Here is a 19,421-nt window from a genome sequence, read left to right on the forward strand (position 1 = left end):
ATTCAGGCTGTTGTAAATTAATTCTCCATTTATTCCCCTTCCCACATGTTGCTAACTATGTTCCTTTTTTCAACACCTAAAATTATTCAGTTGGCAACGTTCTCTTACCGGGGTAAACCGCTGTTGTAGAAAATAGCGGTAAACCACTATTTAATTATTATCTTACCCATCGGAATCAACCAGGAATTATATTCGTAACGTCTGTTTTTATAGGAAACAAGCTTTGTAGCAACCAGAATCTAATCACAGCCTTGTAATAACTGTCAATTTTACAGGCATGCTTTGCCAGTGATGCCACAAAGAGGAAAGAAATGACTTCTAATCATGGGAAACCTTAGTAACAACAGCCGCGGAACTATCCGTCGGGCCCTGCTTTTCTTACTGGTGCTCCTTTCAGGTAACTGTTTATCCCTTACCGCACAGACGGTGGAAGATCGTTTGCCACAAACTGTCGTACACCCGCATACCAGTAAGAAGAACGTGGACAGTCTCCTGAAACTTGCAGGTACCAAGCGAGATACCGCTGCCGGTACCGCTATGCGTCTGTATTATTCGGGCATGGAAGACGCCCGCATGCTACGCTACAACAACGGAGTAGCCCGGGCGTTATCCGGACTGGCACTCTGTTACAATAACAACAACGAAAAAGATAAGGCTCTCTCCTGCGAACGTTTGGCCCTGCACTACTGTGAAAACAATGAGCAGGGTATTGCTATCCGGGTTGATCTTTACATCCTCATGTCGCAGACATTCTATTACAGGGGCAAATACGATTCCTCCGCCTTCTACCGCTATGCAGCGCTGGATGTACTGGAAGCCAACCAGGTAAGAGACAGGAGAATGCAGACCCGCGTATATTGCAGTCTGCTGGACTTCTGGTTGAACATCAACGAGAATATCTCCAACGATATGCACATCCAGCAGGTAATGGGACATATCAATACGCTGATAGACAGCGCTAAAATCAAAAAGGACACTCCTGCCCTGATGATGTTATATTTTTATAAGGCAGGTTATTTTAATAATATCACGCAGAATGATTCCGCCCGCTACTACTGCAGTTCTTCTATCCAGATGGGAAAGGCAACAAAGATCTCTCCCAGCATGGAAGCCGGTCTGCTGATCAACACCGCGCTCACTTACCTCGACGATAAAAATCCGGTGCCCGCCATCCATTACCTGGAAAAGGCGAAAGCACTTTTTCCCCAGCTGGATCCGGTCACTAATCGCCACCAGATCTTTGCAGACATTCTCCTGGGTCAGTCCTATCTGATGCAGCAGCAATACAACAAAGCCATCACCATCACGCTACCTGCCCTCCAAAGTGCCCATAAACGCAATATGGTACACCTCCTGACCGCTCGTGGCAACCAGGTAATGGCGGATGCCTATGAGGCCCTGGAACAGTACAAAAAGGCCGCGGAATACAGAAAGGCATACAGTGCTATCAGGGACAGCATGATGAAAGTGGAAAAGCTGGAACTGGTATACAACCTGGAAATGCGCTACCGCATCGCCGACAAGAACAAGGAACTGGCAGAAAAACAGCTGGCTATCACCCGCAATGAAAGCCGGATCAAGACAAAGAATTTCCTCATCATCGGTGTGTCTTCCGGCTTACTGCTCATACTCTTAGTCAGTATCCTCATCTACCGCAATAATCTCAACAAACAGAAACTGCAGGCTGAAAAGATCCGTAACCTCCGCCAGGAACTACAGATCAGCAGCCTCCAGGCTATGATAGCAGGTGAAGAGAAGGAACGCAGCCGTATAGCCCGCGATCTTCATGACGGCATGGGCGGCACCCTTGGCGCCATCCGTACCCGTCTCAGTTCCATCTTCCGCAGCCATACCACCACCGACGTTACAGATGATTTCCGGGAAGTGCTCCACCTGCTGGAAGAAGCCTCTACTGAGCTGCGTAAAACAGCCCACAACCTCATGCCGGAAATACTCCTGCAGGAAGGGCTGGCAAAAGCTACGGCACTCTTCTGTGAGCGTGTGCACAAAGGTCATACCCTGGAGATCAGCTTCCAGGCCATCGGCAACACCTCCGGCCTCTCCACTGATGCGGAACTCACCGTATACCGCATCATCCAGGAACTGGTACACAATATCCTCAAACACGCCAACGCCAGGCATGCCATCGTCCAGATAGCCTACTATGAAACGCAATTGGCTGTTACCGTGGAAGATGATGGCAACGGTATGCTGACCACAGCACAATCAGATGGTATAGGATTGAAAACTATCCGGGAACGCGTAAATTCGTTGAACGGGGAATTGCATATAGATAGTGTACCTGGACAGGGAACCAGCGTACACATAGAAATTACGCTCAAACAAAATACTGCCAGTTATGCCTATAAAACTAGCGATTACTGACGATCATCCTATTGTAGCTAAGGGCATCTGTAACATCTTACGTGATGCTGCCAATGTAGAAGTCACCGACATCTATGCCAATGGCACTGCGCTCCTCAAAGGCATTAAAGAAAGACAACCCGACATATTGCTGCTGGATATGCACCTTCCCGACGTGAGTGGCCCGGAACTAGCTGCCAGCATCCTGAAGAACTACCCACAGGTGCGCATCCTTGTACTCAGCAGCTCAGATGTCATCTTCCAGGTAAAGAAGATGCTGAAACTGGGATGTATGGGATACCTGCTGAAAGACTCCGACGAGACCACCATTCTTCAGGCTATAGAAACCGTGTATAAAGGCGGTCAGTTCCTCTCTCCTGCTCTCAACCAGCTGCTCATAGAGGATATGTTCCGCAACAAGAAATCAGAAAAGAAAACAACTACCTTAACCCGCAGGGAGAAAGAAGTACTGCAACTGATCATTGATGAACATACCAACCAGGAAATTGCCGACAAGCTTTTTCTCAGCCTCCATACAGTAGAAAATCACCGTATCAGTCTACTCCATAAACTCGAGGTGAAGAATACCGCCGGACTGGTGAAGGTCGCATTGCAGACGGGGCTGGTATAGGTAGATTATGTGCTCATTATTTCGTAGTATCGTATCATGAGTACACGGACCTTTCGCATTAGCACGCTGCTGTTGATCATGCTTTCTATAGCTATTACAGCACCGGCGCAGAAGAAGAAACATAAGAAAAAGGAGAAGAAGAAATCCGAGCAGGCTGCATCGTCAAATGGGTCTGTCAAACCTATTGTGCTCGGCGTTGTACAATCACCCGCCATTGCCGAGGCTTCAGGTATTGCTGCCAGCAAAGCACTGCCTGGCCATTTCTGGACGCATAATGACAGCGGCAATAAACCTGAAGTATATCTGCTGGATAATAAGGGGCAACTTGTGAGTACCGTACACCTTGAGGGTGTGTTTAACCGCGACTGGGAAGATATCGCGGAAAGTATTGGTCCTGTTCCACACAAACAATATGTATATGTTGGTGATATTGGTAACAATGTCCAGGTAGATCTGCGTACGCGTATTTTACGTTTTCCTGCGCCGGTAGAGGCGCCGGCGCGGAAATTCAGCGTTAACCCTGATGTGTTGCATGTTGCTTTTGCTGATGGTCCGCGGGATGCGGAGACGCTCATGGTAGATCCGCTTTCGAGGTACTTTTATATTGTTAGCAAGCGGGAGAAGGCGGTGGGGATATATAAGGCGCCGTTGGATTTTAAAAACGGGGATAGGGTTGTGTTTCAGAAGGTAGGGACGGTGCCGTATACGTGGATTACGGCGGGGGATATTTCGCAGGATGGGAGGCATGTTGTTATTAAGAATAAGGAGCAGATTTATTATTGGCGGAGGGATCCGGGGGAGAGTGTAGAGGCGGCGATGTCTAAGCCTGCTATTGTGCTGCCGTATGTGCCGGAGAAGCAGGGGGAAGGGGTGACGATTAGTGTTGATAATTCAGGGTATGTTACTATTAGTGAGGGGAAGAATCCTGCAGTAAATTTTTATCCGCATAAGTTTTAGTTGGTGGTTTGCCTTCAGATTGTTCCTTATTTAGGGTGCGAAATTTATCGATATTTTATCATGGACTGACAGTGGTTATTGCGCCGACCTTCTTTCAGATCATTCCGTGTAGGGGTGCGAAATTTATCGATATTTTATATGGGCTGACAGTGGTTTAGGCACCGACCGCACTTGCTCGCGGTGCAGGCTGGGATCACTGGCTGAGTTCTTTGAAGTTCCTTAATATGGAATTTTAGAATGGCGGATTGGCATTAGCAATTCTATTAAACCCCTGGTGGGTCACGTCGGCATACTTCAACGAACTTAGGCCAGTGATTCCCACCTGCCCGCTCCCGGCGTACGGTCTCCCAATAATTGGCAGGACGTCCTTCTCATATGCCATACTTCCCTTACATATACATAATGTTAGACTGTTAGATTGTAAGATTGTGATTTTATGCTTATTCGTTCTGCTTTTTTGCTTCTCCGATTAGATGTGACACACTGATTGCATTGTATATAACAGTATTGCGAACCACCGGATATACTGGATTCACTGGGCACACACTATTATAAGCACGGTTGCACGCCACTGTACAAGCAGAGCACACTAGATACACATTATTATTAGCACCATTATACACACTACATTTGCTATTGCCCACATAGTAATGACTCTTCCTACCAGTAGAATTGCATATTCTTCCTTCTGACAATTCACTTTCCGGCTCAGCTGCTGGCTTAATTCCAACTATAACGCTGTCTGTATTCCCCATTAACTGAGGCAAATAAACAGCTTCAAGCATGGTGATAACATCTCCCACACTAAAACCTTCTTTCAACAAGGACATTGCCTTTCCTGTAATTTCCCGATACCGCTTATATACACGGTCATCAACCGGCATTTGCCTGTAGATGGATGAAGCAATACGTGCCCCTTGCTTTAAGCGGCCGGCCCATTCCATCGTTCTGGCAAATGCAGGATCTTTTTTAACACGTTTTCCTGTAAGCGAACTTTTAGAACGGGCAATATATTCTCCATTCATAAGATATATTGTCACGTTATCTCTTGTGCCAATAAAAGGTGGTACCGGACCAACAATCTTTGCCATAAAGATCAGTTTAAAAAGTTTATACGAATATACGCTCCGCCATAGATACGTCGTGTTAACGGCATAGTAACGACATGTTTAAAGCGTACTTTATCGCCGTCTATGCCAATTATGCCAATTATGCCATTTTTGCCGCTTTTGCCACTCCCTTCAAAGAATGCTGTCGAATAGAATAAAAAATTAGACTAAATAATTAGAATAAAGGGATGGCTATAAGAATTAGCTAATAATGGAATAATGAAACAACGGCAAGGAAATAACCGGTAAAGGAATAACCACAAGAGATAACTAATTAAGGTTGTTAAGAAATAAGTTAAGAAAGACAGAAAGGAAGGAAGACAGAAAGACGTAAAGAAAGCAATAAGCATAAAAACAAGCAGCAAAATACCAACCCATAAAAGACTGGGCGCCCTACTATTAAGGGGGAGACCGTACGCCGGGAGCGGGCAGGTGGGAATCACTGGCCTAAGTTCGTTGAAGTATGCCAACGCGATCTACCAGGGGTTTAATAGAATTACCAAAGCTAAACCGTGTTCCCGAAGTCCAATATCAAGGAACTTCAAAGAACTCAGCCAGTGATCCCAGCCTGCACCGCGAGCAAGTGCGGTCGGTACTGGAATCACAAATAAAAAAGCCTGGCAACATTCATCGCCAGGCCTTAACTAATAACATATTCTTTTACTTCACCTGCAAATCAAACACATACTTCCCTCCCTTCACCACAACCTCATCCAACTCCTGATCCGCAACAACAACCTTCCTCACCTGCATCTTAGGCGAAACCAAGCACCCCACTGGCAACCGCACTGTCGCCGTCGCCGCACCAGGCACTTCAAAAGAAAACCGGATCTTACCACCAACACGCCGCCACTCCGATTTAATAACACCATACCTACTCTCATAATCCGCCTTCACAAAATTCAACGTTTTTACAAACGCCGGCTGCAGGAAGAAATGCTTAAACCCTGGCGCATGCTCATCCGGCTTAATCCCCGCCAAAGTTTTATAAAACCACGCACAATAATCTCCAAAGAAAATATGATTATGCGACAACTCCCCAGGCCAATCTTCATACAGGGTAGTCGCACCATGCGCAATCCAATGCCCCCAACCTGCATAACCTGTGTCTGTCAGCATGCGGAAAGCTATATCCTCATAACCGCGATCACTCAGAACAGGTAACACATACTTCGTCCCCATTACACCAAAATCAGCATGATAGTTACTCCGCTGTACCTTAGCCGCCAGCTGCTCCACAGCAGTAGTTGCAACAGAAGGAGCAGCAAGATCATGAAACACCGCCGCACTTAACGCCGTCATTGTGCTGTCTTTATAACGACCAGTCACAGGATCAAAGAATGTACGGTTAAACGCAGCACGAATACTATCCGCGAGCGTAGTATAAGTCGCCTCATCCGCCTTATTACCTAAGACACGCGCCATTTTAGCAACGAGGATAGCATCTGTATAAAAGTAAGCCGTAGAAGTAAAGGTCTTCGGTGTTGGCACTAACGACATCCAGTCGTCCAATCCATATTTAAACAAATACCCCTCCGCTTCTTTCGCCACCACATCCGTATATCTTTTAATTGCAGGATAATGCTTCTGCACTAAAGCAGTATCTCCGTGGTAGAGATACATATACCAGGTCACAAAGCCCAGCGCACTTCCCCAGGCAGGACCGAAAGTATGTTCTTCATCGCCAGGCCTGTCATAGCCCCAGCCATTAGAAGGCGCAATACCAGGCATAGCGCCGCTGGGTAGTTGCGCATCACTTACGTCATCCAGCCATTTACGGTAGCCTTCTTCAGTTTTGTAATTCCAAAGCCCTACCTCCGTAGAGATATGCGCATCAGCCGTCCAGCCATTCTTTTCGCGCTGCGGACAATCAGTAGGAATGCTCAGGAAGTTACTGCGATAAGATTGTCGTGCAGCAGCATACAGTTTATTCACCATTGTATCTGAACTGGTGAAATGTCCCGCTTCTTTAAATGCTGTGCTGTAAAATAATCCTTCAAGAGAATGAATATCGAGGGGAAGTGTATTGTCCGTTTCTACTTGTACATACTGGAAACCATGATATACAAATCGTGGTGTAAATGTTTCATTGCCGCTTCCTTTCAGATAATATACATCTGTCTGGAAACGCAATTCACCCGGCAGGCTGCGCATATGCTCAGTATTGTGTTTCATGTCCAGTTCACCATCTTTGAGCACTTCGCCGTAATACATTGTCACTTTGGTGCCGGCCTTCCCTTTCACTTTTAAAGTAGCTACACCGGCAAAGTTCTGTCCCATGTCAAAAAGGTATCTGCCATTGCCCAGGTTCTTTACTGATATAGGTTTGATATGACGAATGACTTTAATAGACGGCATCACCTGCTCATGCAACGCTCCTCCGGGAGAAGATGTTTTCAATGCATGTGCCCAGGCGGCATCATTGAAGCCGGGCTGATTCCATCCTGGTACTTCCTGACGGGCATCATATATTTCACCGGTATACAGACAGTTAAACTGACTGGGACCAGTAGCGCATTTCCAGCTATCATCTGTAGCAATGGTTTCGCTGCTGCCATCAGTGTATCTGATAACAAGGTCTAATAATAAGCGCGGTGTCTTTCTCCACGGAGCATTCTGAAAGCCCCATACAGCGTGCGACTGGATATTATACCAGCCATTGCCCAGCTCCGCGGCAATGCTCTGAGTGGTGGCATTCTGTTTAGATAACAGTGCAGTGACATCATACACTTTGTACAAAAGACGCTTGTCATAACGCGTATACGCCTGCTCAAGCACAGCATCTGTAACAGGTTTGCCGTTCACATACACAATGTGATATCCTACGCCAGCAACGTAGGCAGTAGCACTGGCTACTTTCTTTTGTAGTTTGAATGTCTTTCTGAAATAAGGCGCTTTTGTAGCGGTGGTATCTTCTGTATTGGTGATCCAGCTTCCTTTCCAGTCAGAACGCTGCCCATACAATGTACAGGTAAAGAAAATTAAAATGGCGGAGATAATGAATTTCAATGTGTGATATTTTATGGTACAACAGGAAATGCTACAACTCTGACTTTAGTGAAACCGTAAGGTACAAGGGTGATATGTTGCACAACAGTATCTACCTTCCCTTTATAAATACCTTCCCGATCGGTAGGCGGCTGATAAGCCACACCGTTCAATACTTTCCACGAAGGAATCTTTTTAGCAGGTGCTGTGATCTCGATAGGAACATGTTGCAGGTTCCATACAAAGCTATCACCTACAGGCCGCTGCATGCTTACTTTCATACTATCTGCAGCATGTCGTACATCTACACGACGCAGACCATAGTTCCAGACGCTTTCAGGATATACGCTGAAGTAGTCTCCTTCGATAGTATCAGTAGCCTTCTCCCAACGTTCCTGTATTTTCAGGGCGTATACCAATGGGCCTCTTTCCACAGCACTGGAATTTCTGCCCCAGGTACCGGTGGAGATCTTCATTGGCAACTGCAACGTCAGCACGTCTTTATTCTTCCACTCACGTTTGACAGTGACGATCTGCCCGCCTTTCTCCTGGCTATAAGGCTGACCGTTTAACAGGATGACAGCATGCTCACACCATTGCGGTATACGCAGCTGCAAAGGAAACTCTGCGTCCTTCTTTAAAGCAATTTCAAACTTTATTGTTTCATTGAAAGGATAATCTGTAATCTCCTTAATGGTCACTTCCTGCTCTTTCTTTCCCACTTTAGCCGTTACTGTATTCGGAGCATAGGCTAATGCAGCGATGCCATGATCAGCAGTCTGATACCACAGGTGAGTGGTGAATTTTGTCCAGCCCTGATGCATGTTTGCCAGGCAACAGGTATAACCACTGCGAGGCCCCAGTACATTACACATTTCCCTGTCAAAGGGCAGCGAGAAGTTAAATACGCCTTTGCTGATCTGCAGTTGATTTGCTACCTGGAAGTATTGTCTTGCATTGTAGTCGTCGGTCGTTTGTGTCGGCAGGGCATTGAATGCCATCTTCTCCAATGCGTCCATATAGGCCACATCTCCGGTAATAGCGCTGATCTGTTCCAGTGAATACATTGCTTCTACTATCGCACACAGCTCTACGCCCTGTGTCGGATCGTTACCGTTCAGATCTTCATCACCGGAAAAGATGCCCATCGGTAGTCCGTGAACAGTCATCAGGTCTTTCCAGCCTGTATGTAAGTTCTGCAGGTATTGTTTGTTGCCGGTCCGTTCATAATTGATGGCCGGAGACTTCAATCCCATGGCAACATTCACAGCATGCCGGTTCATCCACTGATAATTGTTGCGGTAGGTAGTAGTGTTGATCACCCAATCCCTGTTGCCAAACCAGGTGGTCCAGGGGAATGATTGACGCTCTATCAGGTCAGCCAGTTCCAGCAGGTACTCATCTTTGGTGATACCGTATAGCCATTGCGCCATCATCACATTCTCAGCGCCACGGGAAGTGGCCCATTCCGTCCATTTGCCTATGGGAGCTACTTTCAAGGCCTCCACCTGGTACCGGAAATACTTCGACATCAGCTTGATAACTTTTTTGTCGCCGGTAGCGGAATAGTACTGCTGCAATACTTTCAACATGACCATCTTCGGCCACCAGTCTTCACCGTATGCAGCGTGCTGCGGATCAATGGTAACACCACTGTCCAGTTCCATTCTTGTCAGCGGACCGAAATAACCGCTTGGACGCTGATGTTCTATTGTCCAGTTCACATAGCGGAGTACTTTTTCTTTCAGGATCTTGTCGTCCAGTAAATAAGCCAGCGGTAATGCACCGTCCAGCCAGTAAGGGGTTTCCTCCCATCCATCGCCCCGGCCTCCCAGCCAGCCATTATCATTTTTAACTTTGGCATACACCTCATCCAGGTGACCGGTTGTACCGTCACGCATGATCTGTAGCTGGTGTTTCAGCCATCCGGCGGGTTTAACGGAACCTAATGGTAGTGCTTCATAAGCACCCGGAGTGAAGGCGCCGGGTGAGACCTGTTTAATGCCGGCTTGTGCCCCCAGTGGTAACATGAAAACCACTGGAAGTGCACAACACACCATCCATTTAATTTTCATTAATTTGACTTGAGTAGTGAATAATATGGAATTCTAACGTGGGTTACAAAATAGTAAATCCTGCTTAATAATTAAGCATTAAAAGTCCCGCTGGCACTGGGACAGTATGGGATAGATAAACAAGAAAAACAGCTGTTACTGCCTAAGGTAATGTGGCATATAGTAGCGGTAGTACATCTGAAATATGTTCTACTTGTCTGAAATTGGGGTTGTCAATATGTACGTCTACGTGTTCGTGCTCCCAGGTAATATGGAAAGGAATATGAATAGCATGACCACCAATTGCAAGTACTGGCAGCACGTCCGATTTCAATGAATTACCGATCATCAGGAACTGGTCGGGCGTAATATCCAGGTGCTTTAATAATTTACGGTAGTCCCCCTCCTGTTTGTCGGACATTACTTCCACATGGTGAAAGAAATGCAGGATGCCGGAATTACGCAGTTTACGCTCCTGGTCGAGCAGGTCGCCTTTGGTAGCTACCACCAGGCGGTAATTATCTTTCAGTGATGACAATACATCGGGCACTCCGTCAAGCACCTCCACCGGCCTGGCCAGCAGGGCTTTTCCTAACTCAATGATCTTTTCAACAGCGCTGATGTCAATGGTTTTGTTGGAAACGGTCAATGCGGTTTCTATCATCGACAGCATAAATCCTTTAATACCATAGCCATACAGGGAAAGATTTCTGATTTCTATCTGCAGTAATTCACGCGCTGCGGTATGCTGTGGTAAGTAGCTTTCCATCAGTTGGCAAAACTCGGTTTCGGTTTCGCGAAAATAGGGTTCGTTTATCCACAATGTATCGTCCGCATCAAAGGCAATAACTTTTATATTCATATATCTTCTTACAAGGGTTACAGTAACAAAAGTATCCAATTAACGGCGCTTTTCCTTCTTTTTTAATCACTAAACTTCACCGCAGCAGTGGCGCAGATTTTGTACCACCCTTGAAATGCCTTACCAGAGCAGCATTCCCATCAATAGGCGTGGGCGTTTTTATAGGGATCAGGCACGTAACTTGTCAACATTACTTCCTGATCAGCGTAAAAATTTGTAAGATTGCGGCTTCAAACCTATAATGCATATTAAAAATGGGAAATCTTTTTTCCGCCGAAGGCCTGTTTACGATAGACTCATTGATCAGCCTTTTAACTTTAAGCGTACTTGAAATAGTACTTGGAATTGATAACATCGTTTTCATCTCAATCATGGCGGGAAAACTGCCTGCCAACAAACAAAAGAAGGCTCGCCGTCTTGGTTTGACACTTGCCATGTTTGTCCGTATACTGTTACTGTTGTCCATCAGCTGGATCATGTCATTGACCAGAACGCTGTTCAATGTAGGCGACTGGATAGGCATACAGAACGAAAAATGGCTGGAAGCCACCGCTATTTCCGGCAGGGACCTCATCCTGCTGATCGGGGGCCTCTTCCTGATCTATAAAAGCACTGCCGAAATACATGAAAAGCTGGAAGGCGGCGGACATGAATCTGCGAATCCCAAGCCGATCAGCTTCACCCAGACCATTATCCAGATCCTACTGCTGGACATCGTCTTCTCCCTTGACTCTGTCATCACTGCGGTGGGTATGGCCGACCACATCCAGATCATGATCGCTGCAGTAATCATCGCTGTAGCCGTAATGGTACTGGCCTCCGAAGTCATCAGCAATTTCGTAGATAAACACCCTACGGTGAAAATGCTGGCGCTCTCTTTCCTGCTACTCATCGGTGTATCGCTGATCGCAGAAAGCTTCGAACAGCATATCCCGAAAGGATATATCTATTTCGCGATGGCATTCTCTGTCTTCATAGAAATGCTGAACCTGAAAATGAAATCCAAATCCAGCAAGCCTGTAAAGTTGCACCAGCCGAGACTGGAGGAGAAAGATCAGCAGATATAAATATTAAAAAAATTATACAGAGCTGTCTTCCATACCGGGAGGCAGCTTTTTTGTTTATACAACGGGAATATGAATATTTTCCCTTCGGGGAAGATCTGAGCCGCACCATGCCTGTTTCCACGAATAGAAGCCAGCCACTGCTACATGACTTCGCCCCCATTTGCCTTTATTTCCACAAGCACGAAGCATTTACCTCCAGACAGGACAACCATATCCGACCAAAAAAAGTCGGGCCACACAAACATCGAACAGGCCACACAAACATCCAATGGGATAATCCAACAGCGATAAATCAGTACCAACTATGATAGTAACGCTTATCAGTCAGGGGGCATAATAAGGAGACCTTACAAAAGTACCAGGGAGAGCGTAAGTAGTACCGGTTTCAGATGGGAATGTCGGGCCTTCGGCTCTCCGGTGATACGACCCGGTGCAGCCCAATTAATATCCCGCCCCTATTCGCTTGACAATGCCCAATAGGATTCCAGAGAGGCGCCGACCGACATCCCATACTAAAACCGAAGCTACTTCGCGTAATGAAACCGCGGCTACTTCGCATAAACAATAGAATAAATTACTTATATTACAAATATTACTGCCTGAACCCTACAATCCTGAAGCATAAGTCACCCCCATAACCAACAAGCGTATCAATCATGAGATACCTGTTATATTTTTTATATGTCGGATGGCACTGGGGATTAGATCTGGCCTTTTTCATCATCAGGCATGAAATCCGCGGAGAAAAGAAATACGGCATCCGGACCATAGGCACAGACAACCTCGCATCAGAGCTGTCAAAAGAGGACAGGAAGCATATTGCCATGTATGAACCAGTCAACTACTACACCGCCACCTGGCTGTTCGATCATCTGCAGCCTACGGACCTCTCCACTACCCTGCTGGACGTCGGCTGCGGAAGAGGACGAGTACTGGCCATGGCAGCCGACTACGGCTTCACTACCCTCGCCGGCATAGACCTTTCCCCCAAACTATACCAGGCTGCTGTTAAAATGCGGGATATGCTCTGTAACCGGTACCAGCATATCAGGATAAATGTAGCCTGCCAGGACGCCCGTGTGTACGCCATTCCCGAAACCGTTGGTGTGATCTTCCTCTTCAATCCTTTCGATCAGGTGATCATGGAGAAATTTATCGCCAAAGTTGAAGAAAGCCTGCTCAGGAGACCCCGACCCCTGAAAATACTGTATGCGAATCCACAGTGCAAACAGCAATGGCTGGATGCAGGATTTGAAGAAACAGACTCTTTTGTGAAAATGAATTTCCTGAGGGGAAGTATACTGGTGAAGGGTAAAATCTAAAGCAAATCATAACATCTTGAGCAGTGATCAGAGGGAAATCAGCAATGCAGAAAACGCCTTTATGAGGCAGTTTGGGCCTCTTATTTGTTAATTCGGGGCTTTCGTATAGATTCTTCAAAACCGCTTTTAAATCTTTCCTAACATTGTATCATCAATCACAGCCAACGGGAGCTGTACCTGTGACAGGAGAGGTACAACCGGTGGTAGTGATTACAGAGAACTATGAATCATTAAAGTGGTATGGAGCGGAAAAGATTTATTAAGATGGCGGCACTACTGCCGCTCATCCCCTACTCATCGCAGATAGAACGGTTATTAAATTTACCAGGCATTTTCCAGCCTACTGAAAAGATGCCGGTATTCTTTGTAGGTCATGGCGATCCGGAAAATGCATTCAGGGACAATCCTTTTACCCAGAGCCTGCGTAAAATGGGGAATACCCTTACCCGGAAGCCATCTGCCATACTGGTCATCTCCGGCCATTATCTGACCGCAGAAAACTCCTGGCTAAAAGTGCCAGCGCATTTCAATTGCTCTTACTACGACGTAGCCGGAGCTACCCGCTTCAGTACTGTGGTCCCTGAACTGTCACCGCAGGTCAAAATAGACGAAAGCACCGACCTCGATCATGGCGCCTGGGCCATCCTCCGGCACATTATGCCCGACGCTAATATCCCCGTAATGGAGTTAAGCGTTCCTGTCAGTCAGCGGTTGGACTATCACTGGAATCTCGCCCAGCAACTGAAGCCATTACGGGAGAAAGGAGTGCTGATCATTGGCAGTGGCAACATCGTACACAACCTGCAACTCAGTCTCCTGAAAGGAACATTCAGTAATGGAAAGCCTTACTCCTGGGCTATTGAGTTCGATGAATGGGTAAAAGCCCGGATCAATGAACGCGACTTTGGCAGTCTGTTCTACTACAGGAACCTGGGAAAACTGGCGCGCAGGGCGGTGCCTACGGAAGACCACTACATTCCCATGTTATACAGCATAGCGCTGGCAGACAAACACGAAGAGATTCATTATACTTATGAAGAAGTATTCAGCGCAGTAAGCATGCGTTGCTTCACCGTCGGACGCGGTTAATCGTCCTCTCTCAGGCGCTCGTCAGTATAAGTGATCTTAGTACGGCCATGTGGCGCTGGTACACCGTTTTCATCCACACTTACGAATACCATTTTATCCACTGTGAGGATCGTTTTCTGTGTGATCTTATTCCTTACCTGGCAGGTCAGTGTTAAAGATGTTCTTCCGAAATGGGTCGCCTTGATCCCTAACTCGACAATATCACCCTGTTTGGCAGAGTTGATAAAATTGATCTCTGACATATATTTGGTCACACACCTGTTCGTTCCCAGCTGAATAATAGAATAGATAGCCGCCTCTTCATCTATCCAGCGCAGCAGGCTGCCACCAAATAAAGTTCCATGTGCATTCAGATCTTCGGGTTTCACCCATTTACGCGTATAAAAATTCATTCTCGATTAATTTTACCGTCCCCGGATATGGGCGCAAAATTAAACCACAATGGGGAAAATATCCAATCAATATGCAGCCTGCTATATTGCTGAGTGTCTGCCATATAAGTAACAAAAAATCACATCTTATTGTCCTGTCAGTATTTTCAGGTCAGACACCGCTATCAGATAAGACAACTGCGCCGCATACATCTCAGCCTCCGATTTTGCCAATAAAGACTTCGCATTCAGCAGATCTGTTTTTACATTCAGACCGGCAGCCTGTTTATCCTCCTGCAGTTTAAACGCCTCTTTCTGATAAAAAAGGGCCTTTTGCGCAACAGCAATCAACTGCTTCGATTGTTCAATCTTCCTGTAAGTTTTCTCAATATCATTGTTCACCTGCTGCTGCGTATACTGGATATGCTCTTCCGCCTGCTTTAGCTGGAACTGTCTCTGTTTTAATACCTGTTTATTGGAGAAAATATCCTGCACATTCCATTTGAGGTTCACACCTAAAAATGGAATATTCGAAGGTAGTATTGGATTTCCATATTGATAGGAATAGCCTCCTACCAGTCCCAGATCAGGAATATTGCTTTGTTTTGCTGCTTTGATGCCCAATAATGCTTTTGATTTATTCAGGCCTGCAATCTGCATATCAGCATTTGAAGAAGATGCGGTAGTCTTATAGCCTTCCAATGCATCTATTTGCTGAATAACAGGCTCAATTTCCTCCAGTTTCAATGAACGGGCATTAATACCTGTCAGGTTTAATAAGTCGCCCATATAGTCCTCTATCTGAATATTTAATTTAAGGATACTCTGCTCTTCATTGGCAACAGCAGCCTGCAGACCGGCTTTATCTGCCGTGATCGTTTTACCGGCCAGCTGTGCATTCTCCTGATCCGCTAGTTTTGAGGTAGCTAAAGCTAATTTTGCTTCTGCTTCCTCCAGCTGCTTTTGTGCTATTAAAGTGCCATAATAGAGTTTATCTATAGCCTGTTTTATCTGCAGCGTTATTTTAAACCGTTCTTTTTCTGTTACTGCCACCTCGGTTTTATCTATATCCAGCCCGGTTTTTATCTTGACCTGTTGGGTAATAGGCTGGTAGGCCAGCATACCGATAGTAAAGTTACTATGCTGGCCCACTGTAAAATCCTTATCAGTGCCGGGAAGCAGTACAGTATTCGTTGGACTGAGCTGCAATTCACCAATAGTACCGGCAGGTATGGTTATTTCTCCCAGATTGACATTATATAAGTAATTGCCATTCACAGTGGCAGAAGGATACTTTTTGACTTCGTCTTCCTTGATCTTCGCCTGCTTTTCTTTTATCTGCCATTCTTTGATGGCAAGTGTATGGTTGTTCCTTAAAGCAGCATCCTTTAACTGCTCCAGGGTGTATGACTGACCATCCTGCGCTTTCAGCAAGGTGCAGCTGCAGATGAAAGCCACGGATAAAAGGGCAAGGTGTTTTATATAGTGCTTCATTTCTCTGTTGACTTTATCGATTCTACATTAATAGGTTTTGACTTTATCCGGGATATATACAATACCGGTACTGTGAGCAATGCCATGATCATACTCCATACCACACCAAATGCCAGCACACTTGCAAGCGGCGCCCACATAGGAGAGCCTGATATGATCATTGGCAATACACCAATAGCAGCTGCCATTGCTGTAAGGAAGATAGGTCTCAGACGTCTTTTACCCGATTCTATTGCGGCAGATTTAATATCGAACCCATGTTTCATCAGTTCATGCGTATGATCTACCAGGATGATGGCGTTACGAACAACGATACCCGACAAGGCTATCAGGCCAACAAAGGCTGTAAAGCTGAAATAGTTACCTGTAAGGTAGAGGCCCAGGATGGCGCCAAACAGGCTTAATGGTATGGTAAGCATCACAATCAGCACCTCTTTGATATCCCTGAATTGAAACAGCAGAATGAAGAATATCAACACAAGGCTCACCAGTAATGCAGCAATTAACTGTCCCAGCACTTCTTTCTTGTTAGCATCCTCTCCTCCATATTCAATGCGGTATCCATTCGGCAGCGCCAGTTTATTGATCGCCGGTTGTATAGCAGCCAGCAGCTCTGAAGGCAATACGCCCGGTGCTGTTTCACTCTGGACCGTAAGCGTCCGTATACCATTGCGGTGCATGATCCTACCCGTTTGCCATTGTGGGCTCAAATCAGCAATCTGCCTTAAGGGCACTGCAGCACCTGTTACCGGGGATTTTAAATAGAGGTTCTCCAGATCACTTGTTGATTGTCTGCTCTTTTCATCCAGACGCAATAAGATGTTTATCGGATCATTACCTTCATACATGGTGGAAACAGCAGCGCCACTAAAGCCGGTATAGACTGACTGTGAGATGCTGGTGGTTGTATAACCCAGCCGGCTGGCTTCCTCCTTCAGTCTTATCCCGATACCGTAATAATCTTCGGCAAAATCACTTCTTACAAAACGGGCGCCTTTCTCGTTCCTGAGTATGTTGGTTACATCGGCTGCAATAGCTTTTAAATGATCAATATCCTCACCGATGATCCTTACTTCCACAGGAGCCTTCAACGTCGATCCCTGCTGCATAAGTTTGACATAAGTGGTGCCTTCGGGTATCAGTTCACCTACCTTGCTGCTTAACTCCCGGGAGAGTTCATCGGTAGTTCCTTCCGTAGTCGTATTGATCAATATCTGTGCGTAGTTGGATGTAGGAAACTCCGGAGAGAAATTATAATAAAACCTTGGCGACGCAGTTCCTGTAAATGTTGCATAAGAAACTACCCGCTTATCATTCTTCAGTAATGCTTCTACCCTCAGGATAGCCTCATTGGTCATTTCCAGTTTTGTTCCGGTCGGCATCCATAGTTCTACTACAAACTGGTTTCTTTCTGCTGCCGGGAAAAACTGCTGCCTCACACCTTTTGCAAACAGCAAGCCTGCAAAAATGATAGGTACAAGGCTGCTGGCAATTGTCAGCCTGGGATGCAGTACACACCAATCCAGCAATGCATTATATCCATCCTGCATTAAGTCCAGTACAGATTTCCTTTTTTTCTTCACAGGAACATTATCAATTTCCCCTGTAGTAGCTGCTTTCTCGTGCAGGCCTTTTTTAATAAAAGTGTAACAAAGCAATGGGGTCAGCACCATGGCAACGATAAATGAAGAAGCGAGGGCCACTGCGACTGTTATGGGCAGGGAGAAAATGAATTCTCCCACAGTTCCCCTTAACAATATCATTGGCATGAAGGACGCTATAATGGTAACGGTTGCCGTCAGCACAGGTATTACCAGGTCATTGGCGCTACGCCAGGCAGCAGTCCACCTTTCAACACCTTCATCCAGCAGTTCCACATAGTTATCTGCAATAACAATAGCATCATCTACCACCATCCCCAACACCAGTATCAAAGCCGCCAGCGACACCTGATGCAGTTCAATACCCAATGCATGCATAATGGCAAAGGTGACTGCTACCGTCATTGGAATAGCCATCGCTGCTACCATCGCTATACGCAGCGGCAGTAATAAAACTACCACAACGATCACTGAGAGGATGGCGAGGAAGAATTCATGGATGAAATGCGAAATGTTTTCATCTACGACATGTGGCTGGTTAACAATAGTGGTGATCTTTACAGAAGAAGGAATCACCTTCCTGGCGTCTTCAATCTTTTTATTCACATCCTCTCCAAACTTTACAATATTGTTGCCCTCCTGCATCTGAATGGAAAGCATCATCGCTTTATTACCATTTACAGTTATAATACTCTGCGGCTCCGCATAATCTCTTTTCAGGCTGGCCACATCCCCCAGCTTCACTACTGCGCCCGACTGAGAGGTACCCACAATCTGGCTGGCAAGGTCTGTTTCAGTATTGTAATAGCCGTTGGTATACAGCGGTGTTTTGCTACTGCTGGTTTTCACCTCTCCTGTAGCATTAATGCTGTTTTGAGATTGTAATAACTTTACTACCTGATCTGTACTCACCCCGTATTGGGAGAGCTTTTCTGAAGTAGACGATACTACTATTTCCTCCTGCTGTTCGCCTATCCGCTTTATTTTAGAGGCGGCAGGGATAGTGCGCAGATAGTCCTCCAGGCGTTGGGCATACCGCTTTAATTCATCATAGCTGGCGCTGTTACTTTCCAGGCTGATCACCATGGCTTCAGTATCTCCAAAATCCGAATTGACGATAGGACCTCTTACCCCTTCCGGCAGATCAATCTGTCTTGAAACGAGCAGCTGATGACGGAGTTTGCTCCAGAATATATCAGGTTGCTTTACATGCTCTGTGAGCTCCACATTTACTACCACCACGCCATCTTTTGTAGTAGAATATGTTTTCGATTTATCGACCTCTTCATACTGAAAGAGATACTGTTCGAGCTTCCTGGTAACCTGGTCCTCCACCTGCACAGAATTTGCCCCCGGGAAGTATGCAATGACCAGTCCCTGCCGTATAGTGATCTTTGGATCCTCCCTGCGCGGCATATAGAACAGGGAGTTGACACCTATCGCAAAAAGCAATAACAATACAGACAAGGTTACATGCTTATACTTCAGTGATGATTTTATAATGTTCATTTC

General features: G+C 46.0%; 13 protein-coding genes. 6 read left to right on the plus strand and 7 right to left on the minus strand.

Going from position 1 to position 19,421, the window contains the following annotated elements; all coding sequences use genetic code 11:
• Positions 1-324 precede the first annotated feature (324 nt).
• From BLR32_RS22610 to BLR32_RS22620, 3 genes are read left to right on the plus strand one after another with little or no spacing between them, the layout of a single operon-like run.
• Positions 325-2,385 carry a tetratricopeptide repeat-containing sensor histidine kinase gene (locus BLR32_RS22610; protein ID WP_089835142.1) on the plus strand — a complete coding sequence of 687 codons (2,061 nt, stop codon included), beginning with the start codon at positions 325-327 and terminating at the stop codon, positions 2,383-2,385.
• On the plus strand, positions 2,360-2,995 hold the full coding sequence (locus BLR32_RS22615) for a response regulator (RefSeq protein WP_089835143.1): 636 nt from the start codon (positions 2,360-2,362) through the stop codon (positions 2,993-2,995). Before BLR32_RS22610 ends, BLR32_RS22615 begins: the two co-directional genes overlap by 26 nt.
• A gap of 36 nt (positions 2,996-3,031) precedes the next feature.
• A complete protein-coding gene (locus tag BLR32_RS22620; RefSeq protein ID WP_089835144.1) occupies positions 3,032-3,952 on the plus strand; it encodes a lactonase family protein in 921 nt (306 codons plus the stop codon).
• A gap of 440 nt (positions 3,953-4,392) precedes the next feature.
• On the opposite strand, the gene BLR32_RS22625 is transcribed toward BLR32_RS22620, so the two are convergent.
• From BLR32_RS22625 to BLR32_RS22640, 4 genes are all read right to left on the minus strand, one after another.
• Positions 4,393-5,043 (minus strand): hypothetical protein, encoded by a 651-nt coding sequence (locus BLR32_RS22625; RefSeq protein ID WP_089835145.1) that lies wholly within the window; start codon positions 5,041-5,043, stop codon positions 4,393-4,395.
• A gap of 678 nt (positions 5,044-5,721) precedes the next feature.
• Positions 5,722-8,070 carry a glycoside hydrolase family 78 protein gene (locus tag BLR32_RS22630; protein WP_089835146.1) on the minus strand — a complete coding sequence of 783 codons (2,349 nt, stop codon included), beginning with the start codon at positions 8,068-8,070 and terminating at the stop codon, positions 5,722-5,724.
• Positions 8,071-8,081: 11 nt separating this feature from the next.
• Positions 8,082-10,124: a beta-L-arabinofuranosidase domain-containing protein gene (locus BLR32_RS22635; protein WP_245705503.1), complete on the minus strand. Its 2,043-nt coding sequence runs from the start codon at positions 10,122-10,124 to the stop codon at positions 8,082-8,084.
• Positions 10,125-10,266: 142 nt separating this feature from the next.
• A complete protein-coding gene (locus BLR32_RS22640; protein WP_089835147.1) occupies positions 10,267-10,965 on the minus strand; it encodes an HAD family hydrolase in 699 nt (232 codons plus the stop codon).
• 254 nt (positions 10,966-11,219) lie between these two features.
• On the opposite strand from BLR32_RS22640, the gene BLR32_RS22645 reads away from it, so the two are divergent.
• From BLR32_RS22645 to BLR32_RS22655, 3 genes are all read left to right on the plus strand, one after another.
• On the plus strand, positions 11,220-12,032 hold the full coding sequence (locus BLR32_RS22645) for a TerC family protein (RefSeq protein ID WP_089835148.1): 813 nt from the start codon (positions 11,220-11,222) through the stop codon (positions 12,030-12,032).
• A gap of 656 nt (positions 12,033-12,688) precedes the next feature.
• Positions 12,689-13,354, plus strand: coding sequence for a class I SAM-dependent methyltransferase (locus BLR32_RS22650; RefSeq protein WP_089835149.1), 666 nt, complete (start codon positions 12,689-12,691; stop codon positions 13,352-13,354).
• A gap of 240 nt (positions 13,355-13,594) precedes the next feature.
• A complete protein-coding gene (locus tag BLR32_RS22655; protein ID WP_089835150.1) occupies positions 13,595-14,443 on the plus strand; it encodes a dioxygenase family protein in 849 nt (282 codons plus the stop codon).
• Here the strand turns inward: BLR32_RS22655 and BLR32_RS22660 are convergent.
• The 3 genes from BLR32_RS22660 to BLR32_RS22670 form a co-directional block, all read right to left on the minus strand.
• Entirely contained in the window at positions 14,440-14,835 is a 396-nt protein-coding gene (locus BLR32_RS22660) for an acyl-CoA thioesterase (RefSeq protein WP_089835151.1), read from the minus strand. The genes BLR32_RS22655 and BLR32_RS22660 overlap by 4 nt on opposite strands.
• A gap of 126 nt (positions 14,836-14,961) precedes the next feature.
• Complete coding sequence (locus BLR32_RS22665) at positions 14,962-16,308, minus strand: TolC family protein (protein ID WP_089835152.1); 1,347 nt, start codon at positions 16,306-16,308, stop codon at positions 14,962-14,964.
• Positions 16,305-19,418, minus strand: a complete 3,114-nt coding sequence (locus tag BLR32_RS22670; protein WP_089835153.1) for an efflux RND transporter permease subunit — start codon at positions 19,416-19,418, stop codon at positions 16,305-16,307. The genes BLR32_RS22665 and BLR32_RS22670 overlap by 4 nt, the downstream gene beginning before the upstream one ends.
• Positions 19,419-19,421: the final 3 nt, after the last annotated feature.

It is taken from the genome of Chitinophaga filiformis, from assembly GCF_900102545.1.
GTDB lineage: Bacteria > Bacteroidota > Bacteroidia > Chitinophagales > Chitinophagaceae > Chitinophaga > Chitinophaga filiformis.